The organism is Helicobacter macacae MIT 99-5501 (assembly GCF_000507845.1).
In the GTDB taxonomy this organism is placed as follows: domain Bacteria; phylum Campylobacterota; class Campylobacteria; order Campylobacterales; family Helicobacteraceae; genus Helicobacter_B; species Helicobacter_B macacae.
Genome location: NZ_KI669456.1, coordinates 107,576 through 128,816, shown reverse-complemented (window position 1 = coordinate 128,816; position 21,241 = coordinate 107,576). Strand labels below are relative to the sequence as shown.

19 protein-coding genes are annotated in these 21,241 nt (G+C 40.0%); 16 read left to right on the top strand and 3 right to left on the bottom strand.

The genetic code is table 11. From position 1 onward, the window contains the following. Together HMPREF2086_RS10450 and HMPREF2086_RS10445 are read right to left on the bottom strand one after the other, a co-directional pair. A partial coding sequence (locus tag HMPREF2086_RS10450) for a hypothetical protein (RefSeq protein WP_023928833.1) occupies positions 1-194 on the bottom strand: 194 nt, incomplete at its 3' end. Between the two features lie 83 nt (positions 195-277). Further along, positions 278-2,050: a mechanosensitive ion channel family protein gene (locus HMPREF2086_RS10445; protein WP_023928832.1), complete on the bottom strand. Its 1,773-nt coding sequence runs from the start codon at positions 2,048-2,050 to the stop codon at positions 278-280. Between the two features lie 155 nt (positions 2,051-2,205). Between HMPREF2086_RS10445 and HMPREF2086_RS10440 the strand changes: the two genes are divergently transcribed. Then, positions 2,206-3,213: a hypothetical protein gene (locus HMPREF2086_RS10440; protein ID WP_023928831.1), complete on the top strand. Its 1,008-nt coding sequence runs from the start codon at positions 2,206-2,208 to the stop codon at positions 3,211-3,213. Between the two features lie 116 nt (positions 3,214-3,329). On the opposite strand, the gene HMPREF2086_RS10435 is transcribed toward HMPREF2086_RS10440, so the two are convergent. Continuing rightward, the gene (locus tag HMPREF2086_RS10435) at positions 3,330-3,944 is read right to left on the bottom strand and encodes an HAD-IB family hydrolase (protein ID WP_023928830.1); all 615 of its coding nucleotides are present in this window, start codon (positions 3,942-3,944) and stop codon (positions 3,330-3,332) included. A gap of 251 nt (positions 3,945-4,195) precedes the next feature. Between HMPREF2086_RS10435 and HMPREF2086_RS10425 the strand changes: the two genes are divergently transcribed. The 15 genes from HMPREF2086_RS10425 to HMPREF2086_RS10355 all read left to right on the top strand — a co-directional run bounded on the left by HMPREF2086_RS10425 (position 4,196) and on the right by HMPREF2086_RS10355 (position 21,159). Continuing rightward, a complete protein-coding gene (locus tag HMPREF2086_RS10425) occupies positions 4,196-5,821 on the top strand; it encodes a hypothetical protein (protein ID WP_023928828.1) in 1,626 nt (541 codons plus the stop codon). Further along, complete coding sequence (locus HMPREF2086_RS10420) at positions 5,821-6,564, top strand: hypothetical protein (protein WP_023928827.1); 744 nt, start codon at positions 5,821-5,823, stop codon at positions 6,562-6,564. The genes HMPREF2086_RS10425 and HMPREF2086_RS10420 overlap by 1 nt, the downstream gene beginning before the upstream one ends. Beyond that, positions 6,551-7,081 carry a hypothetical protein gene (locus tag HMPREF2086_RS10415; RefSeq protein ID WP_023928826.1) on the top strand — a complete coding sequence of 177 codons (531 nt, stop codon included), beginning with the start codon at positions 6,551-6,553 and terminating at the stop codon, positions 7,079-7,081. Before HMPREF2086_RS10420 ends, HMPREF2086_RS10415 begins: the two co-directional genes overlap by 14 nt. Further along, the gene (gene mshL, locus HMPREF2086_RS10410) at positions 7,078-8,628 is read left to right on the top strand and encodes a pilus (MSHA type) biogenesis protein MshL (protein WP_023928824.1); all 1,551 of its coding nucleotides are present in this window, start codon (positions 7,078-7,080) and stop codon (positions 8,626-8,628) included. Before HMPREF2086_RS10415 ends, mshL begins: the two co-directional genes overlap by 4 nt. Beyond that, entirely contained in the window at positions 8,606-9,760 is a 1,155-nt protein-coding gene (locus HMPREF2086_RS10405; protein ID WP_034561929.1) for a hypothetical protein, read from the top strand. The genes mshL and HMPREF2086_RS10405 overlap by 23 nt, the downstream gene beginning before the upstream one ends. A gap of 99 nt (positions 9,761-9,859) precedes the next feature. After that, positions 9,860-11,260 carry a glutamate-5-semialdehyde dehydrogenase gene (locus HMPREF2086_RS10400; RefSeq protein ID WP_023928822.1) on the top strand — a complete coding sequence of 467 codons (1,401 nt, stop codon included), beginning with the start codon at positions 9,860-9,862 and terminating at the stop codon, positions 11,258-11,260. A 328-nt stretch (positions 11,261-11,588) separates the two neighbouring features. Further along, entirely contained in the window at positions 11,589-13,202 is a 1,614-nt protein-coding gene (locus HMPREF2086_RS10395) for a hypothetical protein (RefSeq protein WP_023928821.1), read from the top strand. Positions 13,203-13,322: 120 nt separating this feature from the next. Further along, positions 13,323-14,429, top strand: a complete 1,107-nt coding sequence (gene argC / locus HMPREF2086_RS10390; RefSeq protein WP_034561987.1) for an N-acetyl-gamma-glutamyl-phosphate reductase — start codon at positions 13,323-13,325, stop codon at positions 14,427-14,429. Between the two features lie 36 nt (positions 14,430-14,465). After that, positions 14,466-14,996, top strand: a complete 531-nt coding sequence (locus HMPREF2086_RS10385) for a GNAT family N-acetyltransferase (protein ID WP_023928819.1) — start codon at positions 14,466-14,468, stop codon at positions 14,994-14,996. Between the two features lie 238 nt (positions 14,997-15,234). Further along, entirely contained in the window at positions 15,235-16,848 is a 1,614-nt protein-coding gene (gene argJ / locus HMPREF2086_RS10380) for a bifunctional glutamate N-acetyltransferase/amino-acid acetyltransferase ArgJ (protein ID WP_023928817.1), read from the top strand. Between the two features lie 87 nt (positions 16,849-16,935). Next, on the top strand, positions 16,936-17,784 hold the full coding sequence (locus HMPREF2086_RS10375) for an inositol monophosphatase family protein (protein ID WP_023928816.1): 849 nt from the start codon (positions 16,936-16,938) through the stop codon (positions 17,782-17,784). A 114-nt stretch (positions 17,785-17,898) separates the two neighbouring features. Continuing rightward, the gene (accD, locus tag HMPREF2086_RS10370) at positions 17,899-18,774 is read left to right on the top strand and encodes an acetyl-CoA carboxylase, carboxyltransferase subunit beta (protein WP_023928814.1); all 876 of its coding nucleotides are present in this window, start codon (positions 17,899-17,901) and stop codon (positions 18,772-18,774) included. 10 nt (positions 18,775-18,784) lie between these two features. Then, positions 18,785-19,288, top strand: coding sequence for a 23S rRNA (pseudouridine(1915)-N(3))-methyltransferase RlmH (locus HMPREF2086_RS10365; RefSeq protein ID WP_023928813.1), 504 nt, complete (start codon positions 18,785-18,787; stop codon positions 19,286-19,288). 9 nt (positions 19,289-19,297) lie between these two features. Next, positions 19,298-19,750, top strand: coding sequence for an RNA polymerase-binding protein DksA (dksA, locus tag HMPREF2086_RS10360; protein WP_023928812.1), 453 nt, complete (start codon positions 19,298-19,300; stop codon positions 19,748-19,750). A gap of 137 nt (positions 19,751-19,887) precedes the next feature. Continuing rightward, positions 19,888-21,159, top strand: coding sequence for a hypothetical protein (locus HMPREF2086_RS10355; RefSeq protein WP_023928811.1), 1,272 nt, complete (start codon positions 19,888-19,890; stop codon positions 21,157-21,159). Positions 21,160-21,241: the final 82 nt, after the last annotated feature.

Genomic DNA, 21,241 nt, shown 5'->3' with positions numbered 1-21,241 from the left:
TGGTCGTAGTTAAATTTCCCCTTAGAACCCCTTGAGAAAGTAATCTTTTTGCTCTCATACTCAATAGTGATTTTCTCAAGTATGTCGCAATAATCAGCATTTGGATACTTTTCTATAAGTGCGGTTTTGAACTCCTGATAGTCCATATCTATGTTTGACTTGCTAAATGTCGTAATAAGCCCAAATTCATACATAACTAACTCCTTATCTAAAACTAAACTACAAAACTACTCATTCAAGTAGAACTCGTGTCGCAGACTCTTTTTGGAAAGTCTTTTTAGGAATCTTTTGGCAAATCTTTGCTTAGTGATTTATCCACCACATTGCCTACTACTTTATCCCCAAAGCCGTCATTGCCTGTTTGGACAAATTTGGTAGTCTCATAGGCAATGAAAATATCTGGCTCTGCTAGAAGTGCGCGGACAATCTCTAAAGAGATAGTCGAGCGCAAAGCAAGCGTGGCGTAGGAATTTGTCTGATACCACACCGATATTTTCACACCATTTGGCTCGATGAAACTATACACACGCACATCAAGATTTGCATTGCGCAGGGAGTATCTATCACGCATTTGATTTACGCGCTTTTTGCTTACCTGCGTGTATCCACGCGAATATTTTACCACAATATCGCTCGCTATGCGGGTAGCTTTTGGCAGATTTGAATCAAAAGTTACACAAAAATCTATCCCGTCCCACACCGTTTGCATACCACTGTGCGTGTAGTTTGCTATCATATTTGTAAATACATAGTTGTTTGGGATAAATACGATTCTGCCTGCGCGGCGGTTTTCTCTGTATGAAGTGAGCGTTACATCTTCATAGATTGTGATACGAAGCATAGAAATATCAAGCACATCGCCCACATAGGTGCTGCCGTCTTTTTGGATTCGTATCCTATCGCCCACATGCACACTACCACTTAGCACGATGACAAACCACCCAAGCAAGCTCATAAACAAGTCTTTCATAGCAATAGCTAGCCCCGCTGAAGCAAACCCAAGCACAGCTACAAGATAAGTTACATTCTCCAAATACCCAAAAAGCAGGATAAAAATGATAATGGCGAAATTAAAAAAGTTGATGATTTTGCTTGCAGTGTATGCCCGCTCATTGTGAGCGATATAGCGGCGCACAATGATTTTTAGCACAAGTGCGATACAAATGCTGATAAATATCGCCAAAGCGATATAGCCTAGCTTTAGCACTTGCTTTTTTATCGCACCATAGATTTCGCTGTGGACTTCATCGTATTTTTTACCATAGACTTCTATGCTTGTTTTTAGGACATTTTGGGCACTTTGAAATTCTAATAACTGTATTTGTGTGTCATAAATCGCGTTGTTTATGGATTTTGTTTTTTCTTTTTTACTTAGCTGGGTTAGCAAATCGTGCTTTTTGGTGATGAGTGTAATAAGTGCGTCTAGGGATTTTTTGCTAGAATCGAGCTGGGATTTGGAAGCATTTAGTGATTTTACAAATGAGATTCCGCTGATTATGGCAAATGGATTGGTAATGGTTGGATTTTGGGGGATTTCTGGGATTTTTATGAGGTCGGCAAATGGGTCGCTTTTGTCTTTTAGTAGCTCAAGCTGTCGCTGTAAAGTCTCTATGGTGTGCTTTTTTTGGTTTATGCTGTCTTGGTCTTGGTTTGTGCGTAGGAGGTAGGCTAGCTCTTGCCCTAGAGAATCTATCTCTCTAGAGATTCTCATATAGTTTGCATAATCGGCATATCGCTTTAGCCAAATGCTGTCGTTTTTTGCTAGAGAATCCTCTATGGAGCTTAGCTGAGATTGTAGCTCTTGTGTATCAATGCTTTTTGGAAGTGATTTGGATTTTGTGTGTTCTTTTGGATTGTCTTTTTTGGTATTTGAAGAGAGATTTTGGGTGGTTTCTTGTGTGGCAAAAAGTGGGGATAAGGGGCTAAAAATCCCCACTGCAAGCACTGCTATGCACGCTATCTGACATAATAGCTTGCACACTACTTTGCGCGCTATCTTGTGTGCTGGAAAGATTTTGGTAAGTTTTAAAAAACCTAGATGATTTACCACCATTTCTCCTTAGCGAATACTTAAAAGCGCGACTAAGCAGATTCTATCCGCAAACTCGCGTGATTATAGCCTAAAAGCAACAATTCCGCGCAAATACACACAAAACTAAGACAAACTTTGATATAATCCGCACTTTTGACAACTAAGGATTATAAATGCGATATTTGCTTGGGATATTTCTCGTCTTTTTTGTGCTTTTGTCCTATCTAAATGCAGACAACAACGCAGATAATGCAAACAACTCTAACGACAAACTAACCACGCAAAACACACAAGCTGTGCAAGCAGTGCAAACTACACAATCATTACAAAGCACACAGACACTAGCAGCCCAACTACAAGATAACACTCAATCTAGGGCGTTTGGCACGGATTTAGAGCCATATCCTCGCTCGCTTGGTCTAGGCTACACACATAGCTTTATGCAGGCGGATTCTTTTAGTATCAGCACAGTTGGACTAGCACTGCAATACACCCGCTCCGCACCCAAATATCGCGGAATATATCAGCTACATTTCTCACACTCACAGCTCTCTCCCACTCACTCTACCAAGCAAGCCACGCAAAACATAGCGCAAGAAGCCTTGCATATCGGGCTTTTTAGCGCGTTTGATATAGGGTTTGCAAATAGCGAAAAAGGCGGGGTTTTGCTCGGTGTAGAGGGTGGTATAGGCAGTGGCATAGCCTCTCAAGCAAACAACGCATTTGATGAAAGCTCTTTGCTGCTTAATGCTGACATAGGCTATGTGCTAAAGCTAGGCTCATTTAGGGCTAGTTTGCAAAATCTGCTTATCTATCCGTATCTACGAATAGAACAGTATATATTTTTGCCACATAGCAAACTTAGTGAGGATAGGTTTGACTATGGGCTAAATGGCATATTGGGCGTGAAATTTATAGGGGATTTTAGGAGAATTGATTGGTGGGTAAATATCGGGCTTTTGAGTGATTTTAACTGCTCTGGAAATGGTATCGGCGTGCTAGGGGATAACTCTATCATATATGACAAAGATGGAATCTCAAATGGATTTTTAAGCGATATAGGGCTAAATCTACTAAATAATCACACCTTTGCTCTGCAAGCAAGGCTAAGCCTAAACTACGCACTAAACTACTATGAGCTAAACATAAAAGGCTCTTTGGTTGGCGTTTGGCAGTTTTAGGTTTGTTTTAGATTTTGGGTATTTGTGGGTTTGCATAGTTTTTTTATGATTTTTTAGAAGGTTTGCAAAATCAAAAGTAATTTTGCTTGCTTATAAGAGATGAAAAGTAAAAAACACTACTTAAAATACCGATAAAATCTATGCTCTTCATCACTTGCTAGGGCTAGCATTTCTTTGTCGCCTTTGCTATCGCCATAGACATAGATTTCGCCATACTCGCTCAAATCATACTGTTGCTTTATTCGCTCTACTTTTTGCGCTCCATAGCAGTTAAGAGTGCCAAATCTACCGCTTAAGCTATTTCCTAGCACTTCTAGCTTGGTAGCGATAAGCCCCACTCCTAGCTTCTCACACAGTGGAGCGAGATACTCTTCAAAGCTAGCACTCACCACCACGACTATATCTCCGCGCTCTTTGTGCCAAGCTATGGTAGAGAGGGCGGAGGCTTTGCAGATAGATTCTAGTGTGGGGAGAAAATCTATGCAGTGCTTTGCAAAATCATCTGTGCTAATGCTAGATAAAAACTTCGCGCTTAAAGCCTGCTTTGCATCTGTGTTTGAGATAAGCCCGAGTGTATAGCCAAGCAAAATGTGAATATGTCTAGCCACGCCTAAGATAAGTCTTTTTTTGCCTACAATGTGCGTGATAAAAAGCCACAAACTATCGCCACTGCTTATCGTCCCATCAAAGTCAAAAAACGCAATGTTTTTCTTTGCTGTTTTATTTGTCATTTGCCTGCCTTAAGATTGATTTTGTGATTCTACATTTTGAGGCATTTGCATTTTAGCACATTTGGATTAAATCCCTTTATAAAGCCACCGACAAAGAAAAAACAAAGCAAAAAGCAAAATCTACAAAAGCCCCATAAAAGCCACAACAAATCGTGCCACTTGCTTGACAAAGCAGAAATATTTTTGTATTATTCGCGTTTTTTTAGCCAAATATATAAAATCTATAAAATTACAATGATTTAGGGATATAAATGCCTCATATTTCAATAAAACGACTTGCCTATTTTGACGGCGAGGTGCTTCTAAATTATGCCTTGACTCCTATAAAATCCAAAGCCTCACTTACACGAATTTCTTGCGTGGGATATGAAAACCTCATCTTGTGTAGCGTGCAAGAAAAAGAGCTAAAAAAGGCTTATGATGATTTTGGTAGTTCTTTTGGAGGCGGCTTTGCCACAAATACCACAGAGGGTTTTGCAAAAGATTTTGCGCACTTTTCTAGGACTAGTTATGCTAGTGTTGCAAAATCTAATCACGCCCAAAACGCAAAAACTACATTTATTTCTTCTATCGCTTCTGTGCCCGATTTTATGAATTTATCACGGTCTCAAATTGAGATTGGACTTTATCATCATTGCCTAAAAGGCGGGATTTTAGAAAAAAATGTAGATTATGTATTGTCATTTATGCGACTAAAATCTGGTGTGTTTAAGGTATTTGCACTAGAAAAAGAGCAAGCACATTGTGATATTATCGTGCCACTTTTGCTCTTGCCTTTTGGGATAGAGGCGATGCCTAGTGGGGTGTTTTTGCTGCATAATTGGCTTATGTTTTATGAAAATGGGGATTTGCTTTATGATTGCTATTGTGATAGTGGAGAGAAGCTAGAAGAGGCTTTGCATTTTTTGAGGGCTGCTTATGGCAAGCAAAACCCTGAAGTGGCATATCTAGGTGGATTTATCCAAAATCACATAGAGCGGCATAATCAAGCACAAAGCAAGCAAAATCAAAAAAAGCAAGATAATGAGATGACACAAAGTGAAACAATGCTTCCAAATGCAAAATTCACGCACAAAACCCCCATAGATGATTCTAAGCAGATTTTTTCGCAGGATTTAGAGGTTTTGACTTCCTCCTCACTTACACAGCTTACACCACTTTCATCACTTGCGCCACTTTCACCGTTGCTATCACTAGCGAGTTTTAGTAGGCTTGATAGTAGTGTAGAGAAGCTATGCTTTGATTTTGTGTTGCAAAGCGTAGAACTTAGTGATATGGCTAGTGATATGGATACGATAGAGCATAGTTTGCAAAGCAGGGCTAACTTTCATAAGCCAAAGCCACTTTATAACAAAAACAAAAAGCATCTTTTTCAAACGCAAAGTTTTTGGAGTGGCTTAAAGGCACTTGCTTGCTGCGCTATTGTGCTTGTGCTACCTTTTTGCAAACTTGGCTATGCCAAATACACCCAAAGCAAAGCTACTAGCCTAAAAGAGCAAAATGAAAACGCACTCGCTCTAGCTAAGCAAGAGAGGATAAAAAACGCTATGACTTCGCGCACTCTTGAAAGCCTAGATTCTGCACTGCATTTACTTGCTACACTTCATAGTCCATATACTCCAAAACTAGAGATTATCTCCAAGATTTCAAGCATAGCAAGCAAAAGCTCTGTATGGATAGGTGCGCTATCTTTGCAAGAAAATGATGAAATCCAAAATCTAGATTTAAGCATATATGCCAATGAGGAGGGGCATATAGAGGTGTTTTTACAAGAATTATCCAAGCACTTTGCCCTTATAGATTCTACAAGCTATGCAAAAGATGATATTTTCGCTGCCAATATTTCTGCGATGCTTGCTTCAAAAGTTGTTTTATAATGTTTATTAGCGTTTTTAAGCACTTAGAGAAGCGTAGTTTTGAGTGCATTTTTGACAAACTCACACATATATTTGTAGCGTTGGATAGATATTTTTTGCACAGGCATAAAAAAGAGAGAATTTTAGCTTTTTGCCTGCCTATTTTGCTATGTGCGTTTGTGGTATTTGGGTGGATTTTGCCTGCGGTGGATAGTGTGTATGAGGAAGCGAGCTTTGCTCTCACACAGCAGGAGCAACTCCAAAGCGAGCTAGCAAAAATGCAAAATCTACAATCTAATTTAAGTGCAAAATCCCCTCTTGCAAATCCTAACCACAAAGAACAAATCCTAAAATCTCTGCAAGAAAACTTGCTTACAAATGAGGCATTGGGCTATTTATTAAAGCCTTTTAGTCCCTCATTTGATAACCAAAGCAATACACAAACAAAAAATCAAAATGCAAGTAGCCTGCCACAAGACTTTTTGGAAGATAATACGCCGCAAAAACCTAGCCAAAATCTGCTTTTTAGCGTGGTGGGGGATAGTGAGGTGCTAGAAGATATTTTAGAGATTTTAGAGAAAAATCCTTTTATTTTTATCCAAAATATGTCTATAAACGCACCCTTTGCAAGTGGCTTGGAAATGAGGTTTGAAGCGATAAATTTTGGAGAGATATTTCATAATATTTTAGAGCAGGATTTTGCTAAAGACACTCTCAAAGATTTTACAAAAGATTTTGTAAGGAAAGAAAATGAGATTTTATAAGGTGTTGTTTTGTAGGTTTTGTGAGTTTTGCGAGATGAAGCTATGCAAAATCAAGTTTTATAAAGCTAGATTTTGTATAGCGTTTGGGTTTTTTGCAGTGTCGTTATTTATGCCACTTAGCGCGACACAAATAAAGGATTTTGCAAATGATTTTGAAGCATTGTTTGAGCCAAAGCTACAAAGAGAATATCGCATTTTAAGTGTGTTTGGCGAGAAGGAGCTAGAGCTACATATCCAAGCTATACTAAACTCCAAAGTCCTTATCCACGACAAATGGTATAAAATAGGCGACAAAATCGGTGCGTATCATATCTATGCTATTACTCAAAACTCTATCACGCTCATTGATAAAAAATCAAGTCAAAAAGTCCTGCGACTAAAGACAAAAGACAATCAACAACCAAGCCAAAATCCACGACAAAATCAACTCTCATCTAAGCCCCAAGCATTTTCGCAAAATAAAGAAAATTCGCTTGAAAGTAAAGCTATATCATCAAACACAAAAGGAACTCAATGATTCTGCAAAAACGACACAAAAAAATTGCTCATTTTAGATTTTGCGCTATTTTTATCCTGCCTTTTATCCTCACAAACGCTCTGTCAAAAGAATGCAACCAAAAGTCTTTCACTCTGCAAAGCAACCCAAATCTATCTCCTAGAATCCTCCTTGAAGAGCTGGCTTTTGAATGTGCTTTGAGTCTTTCTTATGAAAATGGTGCAAAAAAGGCACTAGATTCTACAAAAGTCGCGCTAAATTTCAAGCAAAAGCGATTTGGCGAGATTGTCTCCACTATCGCTAAGGCAAGTGATTTGCACTATGAGCTAGATGGGCAATTAGTCAGGTTTAATCACCTAAACACCCGCACCTTTCACATAAACTACATATCCACCGCGCGTGTAGCAAGCTCCAATACCGATGTCGTCTATGGGCAAGAATCCCAAATGAATTCTCTAAGCCCTTATGGTAGCTCCTACTCCTATCAGCACTACCAAGCTCCCATAAACTCTCCAAGCCCACTAGGCGAAGATGTCCAAAGCAAAGCCCTCTCACAAGGCACGCAAAGCCCACTATTTGGCAAAAGCGGGACAAAAATCTACTCCATTGATGAGCTAAACTTTTGGGGCGAGCTAGAAAATGAGCTAATCTCCCTAGTCTATCAAGAACAAGATAGTTACAATCCCAAACACCCTAGAATCATCATAAACAAAGGTGCAGGGCTAATCACCATAAATGCTACCAACGCCCAGCTAGAGAGGGCAAAAGACTACCTAGCAAGCCTCCAATCACGCCTATCCCAGCAAGTCCAAATCGATGTGCAAATCTTTACCATAGAGCATAATGATACTAACACCATAGGGGTAAATTGGGGCAAACTCTATGAGCTAGGGATAAATACCCAAAGCACTTCCCCAGAGATTTTTAACGCGCAAAATGGAAATATAAACTATGGCGTGTATGTATTCTCAAACAACTTACAGCTTGGCGATATAGTGCAGTTCCTAAAGCAATATGGCACAACCAAATCTATCTCAAATCCCAAAATCATCACGCTAAATAATCAACCAGCTATCATTTCAGTAGGAAATGTATTGCGCTATTCCCAAAGCCTCATTTATCAAACCTCCACAAACTCTAGCACCATACAAAACACAGGCTATCAATACCCAAGCGTATTTAGCGGTGTTTTGCTCGATGTAACGCCCTCAATCCAAGAAAATCAAGTCATACTAAAAATCAACCCCTCCATAACCGCAGCAAAAGACCCATCTATCGAAAATCAACCAACCGCGCTAGCCTCCCCGCCCAATCTCTCTACAAATCAGCTCTCATCTATCGTGCGAATCAATGACGGGCAAAAAGTGATTTTAGGTGGGTTAATAAGTGAGAGTTATAATGTCGTTACCAAAAAAGTCCCTTTGCTTGGCTCAATACCTTTGATAAAATATCTTTTTTCTTATAAAAAAACTATCAAACAAAAAAAAGAAATGGTCATAGTCATCACGCCAAAAATCATAGGAAATGAGGATATGGAGTATCACTTTGAGGATAGCACAAAGAGTTAGGCAAAAGATTAAGCAGTGTTTGCAAAGTGTCATTGACACAATCAAAAAATGGCTAATCCTGCAAAAAAACAATCTTAATGTTTCTCAAAAAGTATTTTCTTTGTGGCAGTTTTTGAAGCGGTGTTTTGGTGGCTTAAAAACTACCAAAAATAGCAGTCAAAAATCTCATAAAGATGGGCAAGAAAATTTGCCACAAGAAACCACGCCAAAAGAAAATCTATCGCAAAAAAGCCTACCCAAAATATGGCTTCAAAAATTCCAAAAACTATGTCAAAATCTGCGCTCACTACTTCTATGCAGGAAAATCAAGCAATACAAACAAAAATCTATCAAAATATTTTCCACACTTTTTGCCCCTATATTTTTGTGGCTAAAATCCATTTGTATAGCTACTTTTAGCGCAATATTGCTGCCAATCTATAAGCATTTAGCCAACCTACCATTTATCCAAAAAATAAGCCAAGTCTTAAAAAGACATTGCCACAGATACAAGCGCAAAATCTTTGTCAAATCTGCCCGTGCAATACAAAAACTAAAGCACATATTTTACAAAACGCATTTTGTAGCTTTGTCTTTTTACGCGCTATGTGGGATTTTGGCACTTTTTAGCGCGTTTGGATTTGGAGTAAAATACGGAGTAGAAACGCTACTTAACCCATCAAAACCTAGCATATTTTTTGCTTCATTTATACAATCTCATCTAAAATCTAGTCTAGAAAAATCTAGCTTTACCCTAGCCCCAAAAGACTATCTAGAAGTGCTAAAAAATCAAACAGAGGACAAAGGTAAGCAAAAAATCCAAAAGAATCCTACAAATCCTCCTCCCAAGCCTACACCCACTACACCACCTATAATGCCAAAACTTGATGAAAGCAAAAATATTTTTTATGGTAGTTTTACCTTTTCTCACGCGCTTTCTTTGGCACAAAATGCACTTTTGGAGAGGGATTTTGTCCGCGCTAGGATTTGGATTTATCGGGCGTGGGATATGCAAAGTGGCTCTAGAGATGATTCTAAAAAAGTGTGGGAGCTATACTTGCAAAGCTATGAGGAAGACGCCCTAGCTAGCTCGCAAGAAAAACAAAAAGCAAAAGCGATTTTTAAAAATGCGCAGGAGTATTATGGATTTTAGCCAAAAAGTGGATTTGGCATTTTAAAAACAATGTAAAATACAGCACAAAAATATGCCAAAAAGTCAATAACTTTCCAAGTAACTTTTCAAGGAATGCTAATGCAAAATCCACAAAATGCTAGTGCTATACGCGCAGCACTAGCAAATCTAAAAGATTCTAGCTATGATTTAGAGCGCGCTGGTGCAAAAGCTAGAAATGCCACGCTAAAAACCATAGCTAGCCTCCTAGAATCCAAAAGAGAGCAGATAAAAAAAGCAAATGCCCTAGACATAGCACAAGCACAAAAAAATGGGCTATCTCCCGCGCTTATTGAGCGACTTAGGCTTGATGATAAGCAGATAGATTCTATGATAGCTTCTGTGCTTGAGATAGAAGCACAAAGCGAAGTCATAGGCGAGGTTTTGGGCGGGGGTGTGCGCCCTAGTGGGATAAATATCACAAAAGTAGCTGTCCCACTTGGCGTGGTGGCAATCATATATGAATCTCGCCCAAATGTAACCATAGACGCAGCCGCTCTTTGTATCAAGTCTGGCAATGGCGCACTACTAAAGGGAGGCAAAGAAGCAAGCCATTCAAATGAGATTTTGGGTGATATACTAAAAGAAGCGTTGAGTGTGTGTGGCATAAACAAAGAGTGCATACTGATACTAACCCCCAAATCAGCCCAAGACATACTAAAATCTAGCCTAGATTTTACACAAAATACTGCGCAAGATTTAGCAAACAATTTAGAGCAAGATTCTAGCCAAAATCTTATGCAAAGCATTATGATAGAAGTAATGCACTCTAGGGAATTTATAGACTTGCTGATTCCGCGCGGCGGGAGAGGGCTTATAAAGTTTGTGTTGGAGCATTCAAAAGTCCCTGTGATATTTCACGAAGCGGGTGTCTGCCACGCATACATAGATAAAGACATCGATGAAGTGGGCGAAAAATATGCCCTAGATATTTGCCAAAATGCCAAAATCACGCGCCCTAGTGCTTGCAATGCGCTAGAGTGCGCCCTAGTGCATAGACAAGTCGCTAGCAAGATTTTGCCAAGCCTTGTAGAGAGGCTAGGAAAAAGTGGCGTAGAAATGAGAGTGTGTCAAAAGGGATTAGAGATTTTAGAGTCTTTGGAGTTTGCTAGGGAGTTTAAGGATTTTATAAAGCCTGCCAAGCAAGATGATTTTGGCAGGGAGTTTGGAGAACTTATCCTAGCTATAAAGGTAGTAGAATCCATAGAAGAAGCCCTAGCTCATATCGCCAAATACGGCTCAAAGCATAGCGAAATCATCATCACCCAAAGCCTACAAACTAGCCAATATTTTGTGGCAAATGTCGATGCGAGCGCGGTATTTGTCAATGCCTCAAGTCGCTTCAATGACGGAGGGGAGTTTGGGCTAGGTGCAGAAATCGGTATAAGCACCCAAAAACTCCACGCACGCGGACCTATGGGCGCAAAAGATTTAACCACCACCAAGTATATCGTGCAGGGCAATGGAAGTGTCCGCTTGTGAGTGAATATTGGGGGTTAGATTTTGTGCAAAAACTGCGTGAAATGGGGGATTAAAAATCAAAGTTTTTAGAAAAATAGAGCAAAGTTTGTTTTTAAGGCTTCTTTGGGAAAAGCGAAGTTTAGAATCCTTGACTTGTTTAGAAAGATAAGCTAGCGCAGTTTTTTGGTGCTTATTGTTTTTGCTACGCAGTGAAAGCTGGAGAGATTTTGAAAGTTGAATTATTCACTTATTTTTGCATTTTTTGATATAATCTAGCCTTTGTGAAAAAGACAAAATAGCGACAAAGCAAAAGGCAAATCGCGCAAAATCACTTACAATAGATAAAGCAATGAAAATCTTTAATAATATCTCTTTTTGCACGCATTTTGCACATATTGGTTTTATGGTTGTGGTGATTTTGCTAGGTGGCGAGATAGCAAAGGCGGCGTGTGGTGTGCCTACTATGACTTGCTCTGGTGGCAAATATACAGGACATTGTGTCATATCAGGCACGGGCTTGCTACAACTAGATTCTACGCTAAAAGCAGAATCTCTCACAATAGCGCAAGAGCAAAATGCGGATTGTGGAATCGTGCTATCTTTGGCACAAGGAAGCAACACCATAGGCAAGCTCATCGTTAGCAGAGAGGGTGGCAGTGCAAATGATGGCTCACCTCTTAGGCTTACTATGATTAGGGCTACGCAAGGAACTACGCTAACCATAGAAGTAGTAACCAAAAATGCGGGTATAAAATCTCCACTTGGCATATATCTGCAAGAAGCTGATTTTGTCCTAAAAAATCAAGACGGCACAAGCGGAGTAAATATAACCCTAGCAAATGGGCAAGTAATAAACAAACCTAATGAAAGCAGTGCCATAAGTGGTGGTGGCACAGGGGGTAGTGGCAACCAAGGAGGTGAATTCACTCCACCTGAAAACGCAACACCAGAGCAACTACTCCAATCAGTGATAAAGTATGCGCAAGCCCTAAATGAGCAACTACATCTCGAATCCACCAACACCCTTATACTCTATAACATTCTTAATAACTATGATGGCACTTATATAAACTATGATTATGGATTAGGACATCAAGTAGGAATTGGTGCGTTTAATAACGGAGGATTTGCTCGCTATTATAACTACAACTCAAAAAATGGCTTTGATATAGGAGCTAAGCTAAAGATAGCAGTTGCAAATAGATTGTATCTAAGAGGAGTGGCTTATTATACTTACTTTGGTTCTAGCACGCTAGCTAGTCATTCACTTGTATTTGGACTAGGAGTGCTAAAGAACTTTGATTTTGCACTAGGAAGTAGTGGTAATGTCTTTTGGGTGCTAAATCCTAGTGCAAATCTCTACTATGCTGCTACACTTAAAGGCACATATATGCCTGCTAATCATTTAGGATTTGGCAATGTCGCACTTGATACGGGGTTGAGGATAAAAAACACTTCACTTCTCTTGCGAGGAAGTGCAGGAGGAGTGCTAAATTCTTTGAAATCTATTGGTATTGATTTGGGTAATGGAGCAAACTATAAAAACACTACATTTTTTAATAATGCTATATATTCTGCTAGCTTTGTTTTTTCTCAAAAGTTTCCTTTGCAAAATCATAATGGTAGATTTTATCTAAATGCTGATATAGGTGGAGTGTTTGTCGATAGAGTGCTAGATAGCATAACTAATAAACCCTACATTCTAAAAGCTGGAATGCTACTAGGGTATGAGTTTGGGGGGGATAAAGGTGCAAATAAAAGTGGGAGCAAAAAAGCAAACAAAGGCACAAGCAGGTATAAAAAACTATATAAAAGAAAAAAACGCAAAACAAGAAAATCTAATGCCCTACCAAAAAATGCAAAAAGCGATACCATAGAACAGAAAAACACCACACAGCCCAAAAAAATAACCACCAAAAAATCTCGCAAAAAGGGCAGGAAAAAACGCAAGACAAAGAAATAACACAGCTTGCAAACTTCAACTACAAAAATACATTTTTGCTATATAATTTCGTTTTGGCTAAAGCGGTGCTTAGGCATAAACTTATCAAAAAGAAATAAAATAAGGCAAAAAATGGCAAATATGATAAAAGTGGGGATTTTGGGTGCGAGTGGATATAGCGCAAATGAGCTTGTAAGGCTTTTGGTCGCACACCCACAAGCACAGATTATCTGGCTTGGCTCTCAAAGTTTTGATGGCAAGCCCTACACAAGAGCGTATCAAAACTTTTTTGAAATCCTGCCTTTGGAGTGCATAAATGGGGAAAATCTAACAAAGCTTGCTAAGCAAATTGATGTGCTTTTTTGTGCGACACCGCATAATTTTTGTGCCAAGATTTTAGATGAGGGCATACTAGATTGCGCTAAAGTGATTGATTTGAGTGCGGATTTTCGATTGGAAAATCCAAGTGTTTTTGAGCAGTGGTATCACGCTCCCCATAGCAATCCAAATCTACTAAAAGAAGCTGTATATGGGCTTTGTGAGCTAAATAGAGAACAAATCAAATCCGCTAGGCTAATTGCAAATCCGGGCTGCTATCCTACTTGTGCTACTTTAGCCCTAGCTCCGCTTCTATCCTCAAAATCAAAACTTGATAAACATAGCGCGAAACTTAGTAAAAAGATAGATATTTCTAGCATACTCATAGATGCAAAATCTGGCGTATCAGGTGCGGGCAGAGGAGTAAAAGTCGATACGCTTTTTTGCGAGGTGAATGAAAACTTCAAAGCCTACTCTATCGCTTCTCATCGCCACACACCTGAAATCGAGCAAACTCTCTCAAAACTAGCAAAAGAGCCAATCACGCTTAGCTTCACTCCTCATTTAGTGCCGATGAATCGCGGGATATTTGCCACAATCTATGCTTCGCCAAGTGAAGATTTTGCAAGAGAGCTACACAAAGCAGATTCTCCTAAAAACTTGCTAACACAAGTTTATAAAGATTTTTATGAGGGGGAAAGATTTGTGCGGATTTTGGAAGCGGATATGAGTGCGCAAACGCGCTGGGTAGAGGGGAGTAATTTTGTCGATATTGCGCCGTATTTTGACACTCGCACAAACCGCATAATCATCACTGCTACGCTAGATAACCTCATCAAAGGTGCAGCTGGGCAAGCTGTGCAAAATATGAATTTACTCTTTGGGATTAGTGAGCGCACAGGGCTTGAATCTGTGCCACTTTTTCCATAAAAATGGCTAAAACCTGAAAAATCAAAAGTGCAAAAAATGCAAAATCAACACATTATCCATATCCGTCCTATGAGTATTGATGACTATGAAGCGGTGGCTCATTTGTGGGCGCATATTGAGGGGTTTTATATCCGCAGTGTAGATGACTCGCGTGAGGGGATAGAGAGATTTCTAAAGCGCAATCCAAATCTTAGCGTTGTCGCAGAAATAACAAGCCAAAAAGACAAGCAGGGGCACGATTTGGTGCTTAGAGGTTTGGCACTTCAAAGCAAAGATAGCAAACCAAAAATCGTAGGCTCTATCTTGTGTGGACACGATGGACGCTATGGAAGTATTTATCACGCCTGCGTGCATAAAGATTTCCGCTTGCAAGGTATCGGCAAATCTATGGTGGCTTACGCACTAGAGGGGTTTAAGAGGGAGTGTATCACTTCGATTGCGCTTATTGCCTTTAGCGAAAATCTAATCGGTAATGCCTTTTGGAAAACGCAGGGCTGGGATTTGCGAACAAATGCTAATCGCTATGAGCTAAGCCTAAACACACAAAACACACTTACAAAAATCTAAAATATTGCCTAAAATATTACAGGAGAGATTTTGGGGAAATTTTTTTTGATATTTTTTAAGGCTTTTTAGGGCTTTGGAAAGATTTTTTAGCAAAAAGCAAAATCTAAAAATTGCTAAAACTTAAGTTTTGTAGTGTAAAATCTCACAAATTTTTGGCACGATTTTTAGCACACGATTTGGGGGGCAACTCTAGCAAAGGCGCAAAAGATTTTGCTACAAAGATTTTTAAGGAGATAAAATGAACTCATCAAATCTAAAAAATACTTCCGCAGATTCTAAAAACAAAAATCCTAATCCGCAAAATAATGGCTCACAAAATCCTGCAAAAAATCCACCTCTAACCCCTAGTCAAATAGTTCAAAATCTACGCTCTAGCAATACAAAAACGACAAGCACACCAGAGCCAAATGTAGCAAAATCCGCCCCAAAATCACGCACAAAATCTAGCACAAAGCCCACACCCAAAACCGCTCCAAAATCCAAACCAAGCACAAAATCCACCACGACATTTCATCTAAAGCCCATAAAAGCAAAAACCAATGCAAATACAGCTGCAAACGCCACAAAGATACCTACAAAATCCACCCAAAAATCTATCAAGGATTTTGCTCCAAAAATGCGAATGCTAAAAAAAGGCTTAGAAATCCTGCCCTCATTTGAGTTTGCAGGCATAAAAGCTGGCGTGAAGTATAAAGATAGGCTTGATATGGCACTACTTTATAGTGCTACTCCTTGTGTGGCTGCTGGGGTTTTCACGCGCAATAGGGTGCGGGCTGCCTGCGTAGAATACAACATAGAGCGACTAAAAGACACGCCCTACTTTCACTCTGTCATCATAAATGCAGGTAACGCAAATGCTTGCACGGGAGAGAGAGGCAAAAAAGACTGCTTAGAGAGTGCGCTAAGTGCGAGTATCGCGCTAGATATAGATTTTCACTCTACGCTTTTGGCTTCCACAGGGGTGATTGGCGTGCCTTTGCCAATGCCAAAAATAAAAAAAGGAATCCTAAACCTTGCCAAAGCAAAAGGCTCTAGTGAAGTTTGCGCTAGCAACGCAGCAAAAGCGATAATGACGACAGACACACACCAAAAGCAATGCGCGCTAGAGTTTAGAAGCAAAAATGGCTCAAAAATCCGCTTAGCTGGCATAGCCAAAGGTAGCGGAATGATACACCCAAATATGGCGACATTGCTTGGGTTTGTCATCACTGATATAAATATCTCTCAAAAACTCCTCCAAAAAGCCCTAAAAAAAGTAACCAAAAATACCTTTAATATGATAAGCGTGGATAGGGACACTTCGACAAATGATATGGTGCTAGCCCTTAGTAATAAAACTGCAAAAAATGAGCTTATAGTCGATGAGAGGAGCGTGGATTATAAGTCGTTTGTGCAAGGGATTATGATGATATGTGATGAGCTATCTCGCCAAATCGCAAAAGACGGCGAGGGAGCAAGCAAGCTAATCACTGCTAGCGTGCAAAATGCTCCAAGCAAGCGTGTAGCACGCAAGCTAGCAAAATCTATCATCAGCTCAAATCTTGTAAAGTGTGCGGTGTATGGCAATGATGCAAATTGGGGTAGAATCTTGTGTGCTATGGGATATGCGGGGGTTGAATTCCCAAAAGAAAAGCTAGATTTAAAAATCACAAGCAAAGGCGGGGAAATCATCATAATGAAAAATGGGCAAGCCTTGCAAATCAATGAAAAAAAAGCAACAAGGATTTTAGGATTTGATGAAGTAAGCATAATCGCTGATTTAAAAAACACAAATAGCGCAAAATCTGCAAAGGCTTATGGTTGTGATTTGACACCGCAATACATTTCGATAAATGCGGATTATCGCTCATAGATTTGTAAGGGATTTGTAGCTTTTTTAAGTGAATTGCAAGTGGATTGCTAGATAGAGTTTTGTTAGGATTGTTTTTAAGGAAAAATGATGAAATTTGATGAGTTGCTACAAACAAGTCAATTTTTGATGGGCTGTATAAAAGCTGGAGCAAAGCTAGCCCCAATCCTTGCTAAAAGAGATAGGGCAATGTTTGTGCGACATAGCAAGGGAGCTGGAGGGGATATAAGTATCGGGGCGGATTTGCTGTGTGAGGAGGAGTTTGGGGAGGCACTGCTTGGCATTGCAAGCCTTGATTCTGAAGAGGGGGGGCTTATAAAATGCAGGGGGGAATCAAGTGATATTATCGTGCTAGACCCACTTGATGGCAGTGATAACTATCTCTCAAACATTCCATACTATGGTGCTTCTTTGGCACTTTGTGATAAAGATGGCAGCGTAAAAGAAGCGTGCATTATGAATTTTTGCAGTGGCGAGGTATTCTATGACAGGGCGGATTCTAAGCGGGATTGCAAACCCTCAAACACCCAAAATTCGCTAGATGAAATTTCTCTTTCATATACAAAACTTCATCTATTTAGAGAGGAGATTTTGCACCCAAAACCTATCGCCGATGATGAAAACACACCGCCGCTACAACCCCCAAAATGTGGAATCTTTGAGCGGGCGTATTGCAATCCTAGCGTGGTGGCAAAGCTACACAATCACAAGGTTAAATTCCGCTCACTAGGTGCGGGTGCGCTATCTTGGGCGTATTGCTTGGAGGGGAGATTTTTGCTTCTTGGTGGGAAAAGTAGGCGATATGATGCTAAAGCTGGGCAGTTTTTGGCTCGGGATTTGCATATCAGGGAAATAGTGGATAAAAATGGTGCGTTCTTTTTGCTTGTCAGCAAGTATAAGGAAATTTTTGATATGATTTCAGGGATTGTTTTGGACTAAAGCAGATTCAAAATGAATTCTTAAGTAATTTTTAGGCAATCTTTGACAAACGCACGCTAAGAACACCAATCCCACAAATACAACACCAAAACAAGATAGGTATAAGGAGAGAGAATGGGTTTTGTAGATTTTCTAAAAAACCTCAAACGCGATGAAGAAAGAAGTGCTAAAGATACTTCAAGCCATTGGGTAAAATGCGACAAATGCGGCTCGCTAATGTATTATAAAGAAGTCTATGAGCACGGACAAGTATGCCCCAAATGCAATCATCACTTTAGAATTTCGGCAAATGAAAGAATCAATCTACTTTGCGATGATGGGAGTTTTGTAGAATTTGATAAGGGGTTAGCCCCTGTTGACCCGCTTGATTTTGTCGATAAAGAAAGCTACAAGGCAAGAGTAAAAAAATACACCCAAAAAACAGGGCGTCCTAGCTCTGTCATAGCAGGCGAGGGCTTGATAGAAAAAGTCCCTTTTCAAATCGTAGTATTTGATTTTGCGTTTATGGGAGGGAGCTTGGGCTCGGTAGAGGGAGAGAAAATCGTCCGAGCGATAAGTAGGGCGTGTGAGAAAAAGCACTCATTGCTTATCGTATCTACAAGCGGTGGAGCCAGAATGCAAGAATCCACTTACTCGCTTATGCAAATGGCAAAGACTTCTGCTGCGCTAAATCGCTTAAGCGAGCATTCATTGCCGTTTTTTTCTGTGCTTACAGACCCGACTTTTGGTGGGGTGAGTGCTAGTTTTGCATTTTTGGGGGATATTATCATTGCAGAGCCCGGAGCGATGATAGGCTTTGCAGGAGCAAGAGTGATTAAGCAAACTATCGGTGCGGATTTGCCAGAGGGCTTTCAGACGGCGGAATTTTTGCTTGAACACGGGCTTATTGATATGGTGGTAGCACGAGGCGATTTGCGCAAGACGCTAAAAGATTTGAGTTTGTATCTCAATCCTTATGGCTATGAAAATCCTGCTTTACACCATATCTAAGTCGATGCCTATGACACCGCTAGAGTGGCATTATCAAAAGCTATGCCAAACATTTAATGCAAGCGTGTGTGTAGAATCAATATTTAACACCGACATAGATAGTGCTCACAAAGTCGCTCACAAGCACAACAAAAGCCAAAAATGGCAAAATCAAAAACTAAAAAGAGCGCAAAATTCACAGCAAAACAAAAGTGCAAGCCTAGCTCAAGCGACATATACAAAAGCCTTTAGCCCGCTACTTGGGACAAAGGCGGATTCTATCGCACTTCACCCTAGAGGAATGAAACTTGATAGCATTCAGTTCTCACAGCTTGTCGATAGCGTGAGGCAGTCTAAAGCGGATTTGCGTTTTTTTATCGCGGGTCCTTATGGATTTGATGATGAGTTTATCTCCAAAACAAGTGCGATTAGCCTTAGTGATTTGACATTCTCACACAAAATCGTTCGCGTTGTTTTGCTAGAGCAAATCTATCGTGCTCTAAGCATTATCCACCACCACCCATACCACAAATAAGGAGCAAAAATGCCACACAAAAAGTGCGCAAAACAGAATACAAAACGCCAAACAAAAACGAAGTTTAGGGAATTTGAAAATATTTTGGAAATTAGACATAAAAGTCTATTAGAGATTTTGGATTCTAGAAATGGTAATATCAAAGATTTGCACTCTAGTGCGCTAAAAGATGATAGCGATTTGGCAGTAGCGCATATTCAAGGGCAGCTTGATTGTCTCATTATTGAAAAATATGCTTTAGAATTGCAAGAGGTAGAGAGCTCGTTGCAAAAGATTGCAGATGGCACTTATGGGATTTGTGAAATGTGTGATGATGAGATAAGCACAGATAGACTGCGTGCTAAGCCTCACGCGCGATATTGTATCGACTGCCGTGAAGTCTATGAGAAATCCCAAAGAGTAGCCAAAAATGAAAAAGCAAATGATGATAAGGCAGCTAAGTCTGTGGCGAAGTCTTGGTAAATCTTTGCAAATTTTGGCGTGAAGTATTGCAAGATTTTCGCTTTTTTGGGAGCGTTTGGGACTGAAGTGCGAGGTTGGGTGCTTAAAAGAAGTGTAGGTGCTTTAGAAATGTTTGAAATCAAAGTAGAGGAGTTAGATTGAAGTTTAAATACTACGCGTTGTTTTCGCTGTTTTTTATCATCGCTGTATATATCGGAGCATACACTATCACTGACACACAAGAATATAGTGCGTTTGGTATGAGCCTGCATATCGCTGTGTGGATAGTGCTAGTTTTGGTGGTGTTTTTTGTGTATAGCTCGCTATTTTTTGCGTATAGCTGGGTGCGCTCGCTTATCGTGCGTAGAAATAACTATGAGGATTTGGACTCTCTAATCTCTCAAGTGCTTTTCCAAGCCACACAAAATGCCCATCCACAAAACACTTATCCAACAATAGATGAGATACACTCTAGCACGCAAAATGCCAAAAGTGCCAATGCCACGCGTGAAAATGTGGCAGTGCAAGTAGTCCAAAGTAGCGCACTGCAAAATCCACAAAAAAGCATAGGGCAAAATCTGCTAAAAAATCCAAAGCAAAGCCTAAATGACATCGCAGATACTGCCTCTCTCATAGCAAACGCCCTAAAAATCCGCTCAAAACTTTTTGAAAATTTTTCTAAAAGAGTTGCTAAACCATCGCCAAATGCGATAAAAAACCCACATTTGCGCACTCTATCGCTTATCATATCTCGCTTTGAGCTACTGCCAAATTTAGGCTCACAAGAATGCGGAAACTCCCGCATAGACAAACTTTTGGCACGACTTGTAAGCATTAGTAATGGAAAATATGAGGAGATAAACAAATATCACTTAGAAAAAGATTCTCCATTTGTGGTGAAAAATTGGCAAAACTACGCCCTTAAAAGTGCCAAAAATGCCCTTGAAGTGATAAAAGACCCTACTAAGCCTTTGCTATCTCGCCGATTTGCGCTTGGGATTATCTGTGAGGGTGGTGTGCCAAAAGAGATAAAAAAAGCCCTTGAAGTCCAAGACTACCTTGATAAGCCCTCTTTGCACAATGCCTTGCAAACTTGCCTTGCGCTAGAATCTTGCCCGCTAGATTCTAGTCAAATCATCGCTTTGGGTGAGGGAGTGGGGTTTGATGGCGATGATTATTTGGCTCTAGCAAAGTCTACGCACGCCAAGCTAAGCCCTGATAAATGGTTAAGAATCTTTAGTGATTTGAGTGATAAAAGCGAGAGGGTGCATAAGGCGTTTGTGTATGTGCTACTTGAACTAGAGATGATAGATAGAGCGCAAAGCGAGATAAAATCTAGCCGAAATAGCGAGGATATGCGCGGGGTTGTGGCATATATGGAGCTAAAGAAGACAAGCAAAGAGAGCTATCCGCTAAAAATGTTTATCTAGCTTAGCTTTGGGTGGTGGTTTTGGGTAGTGAGATTTTGCTACAAGGTGCGCTAAAAAGCCCGCTGTAAAAAGCATTGTGCAA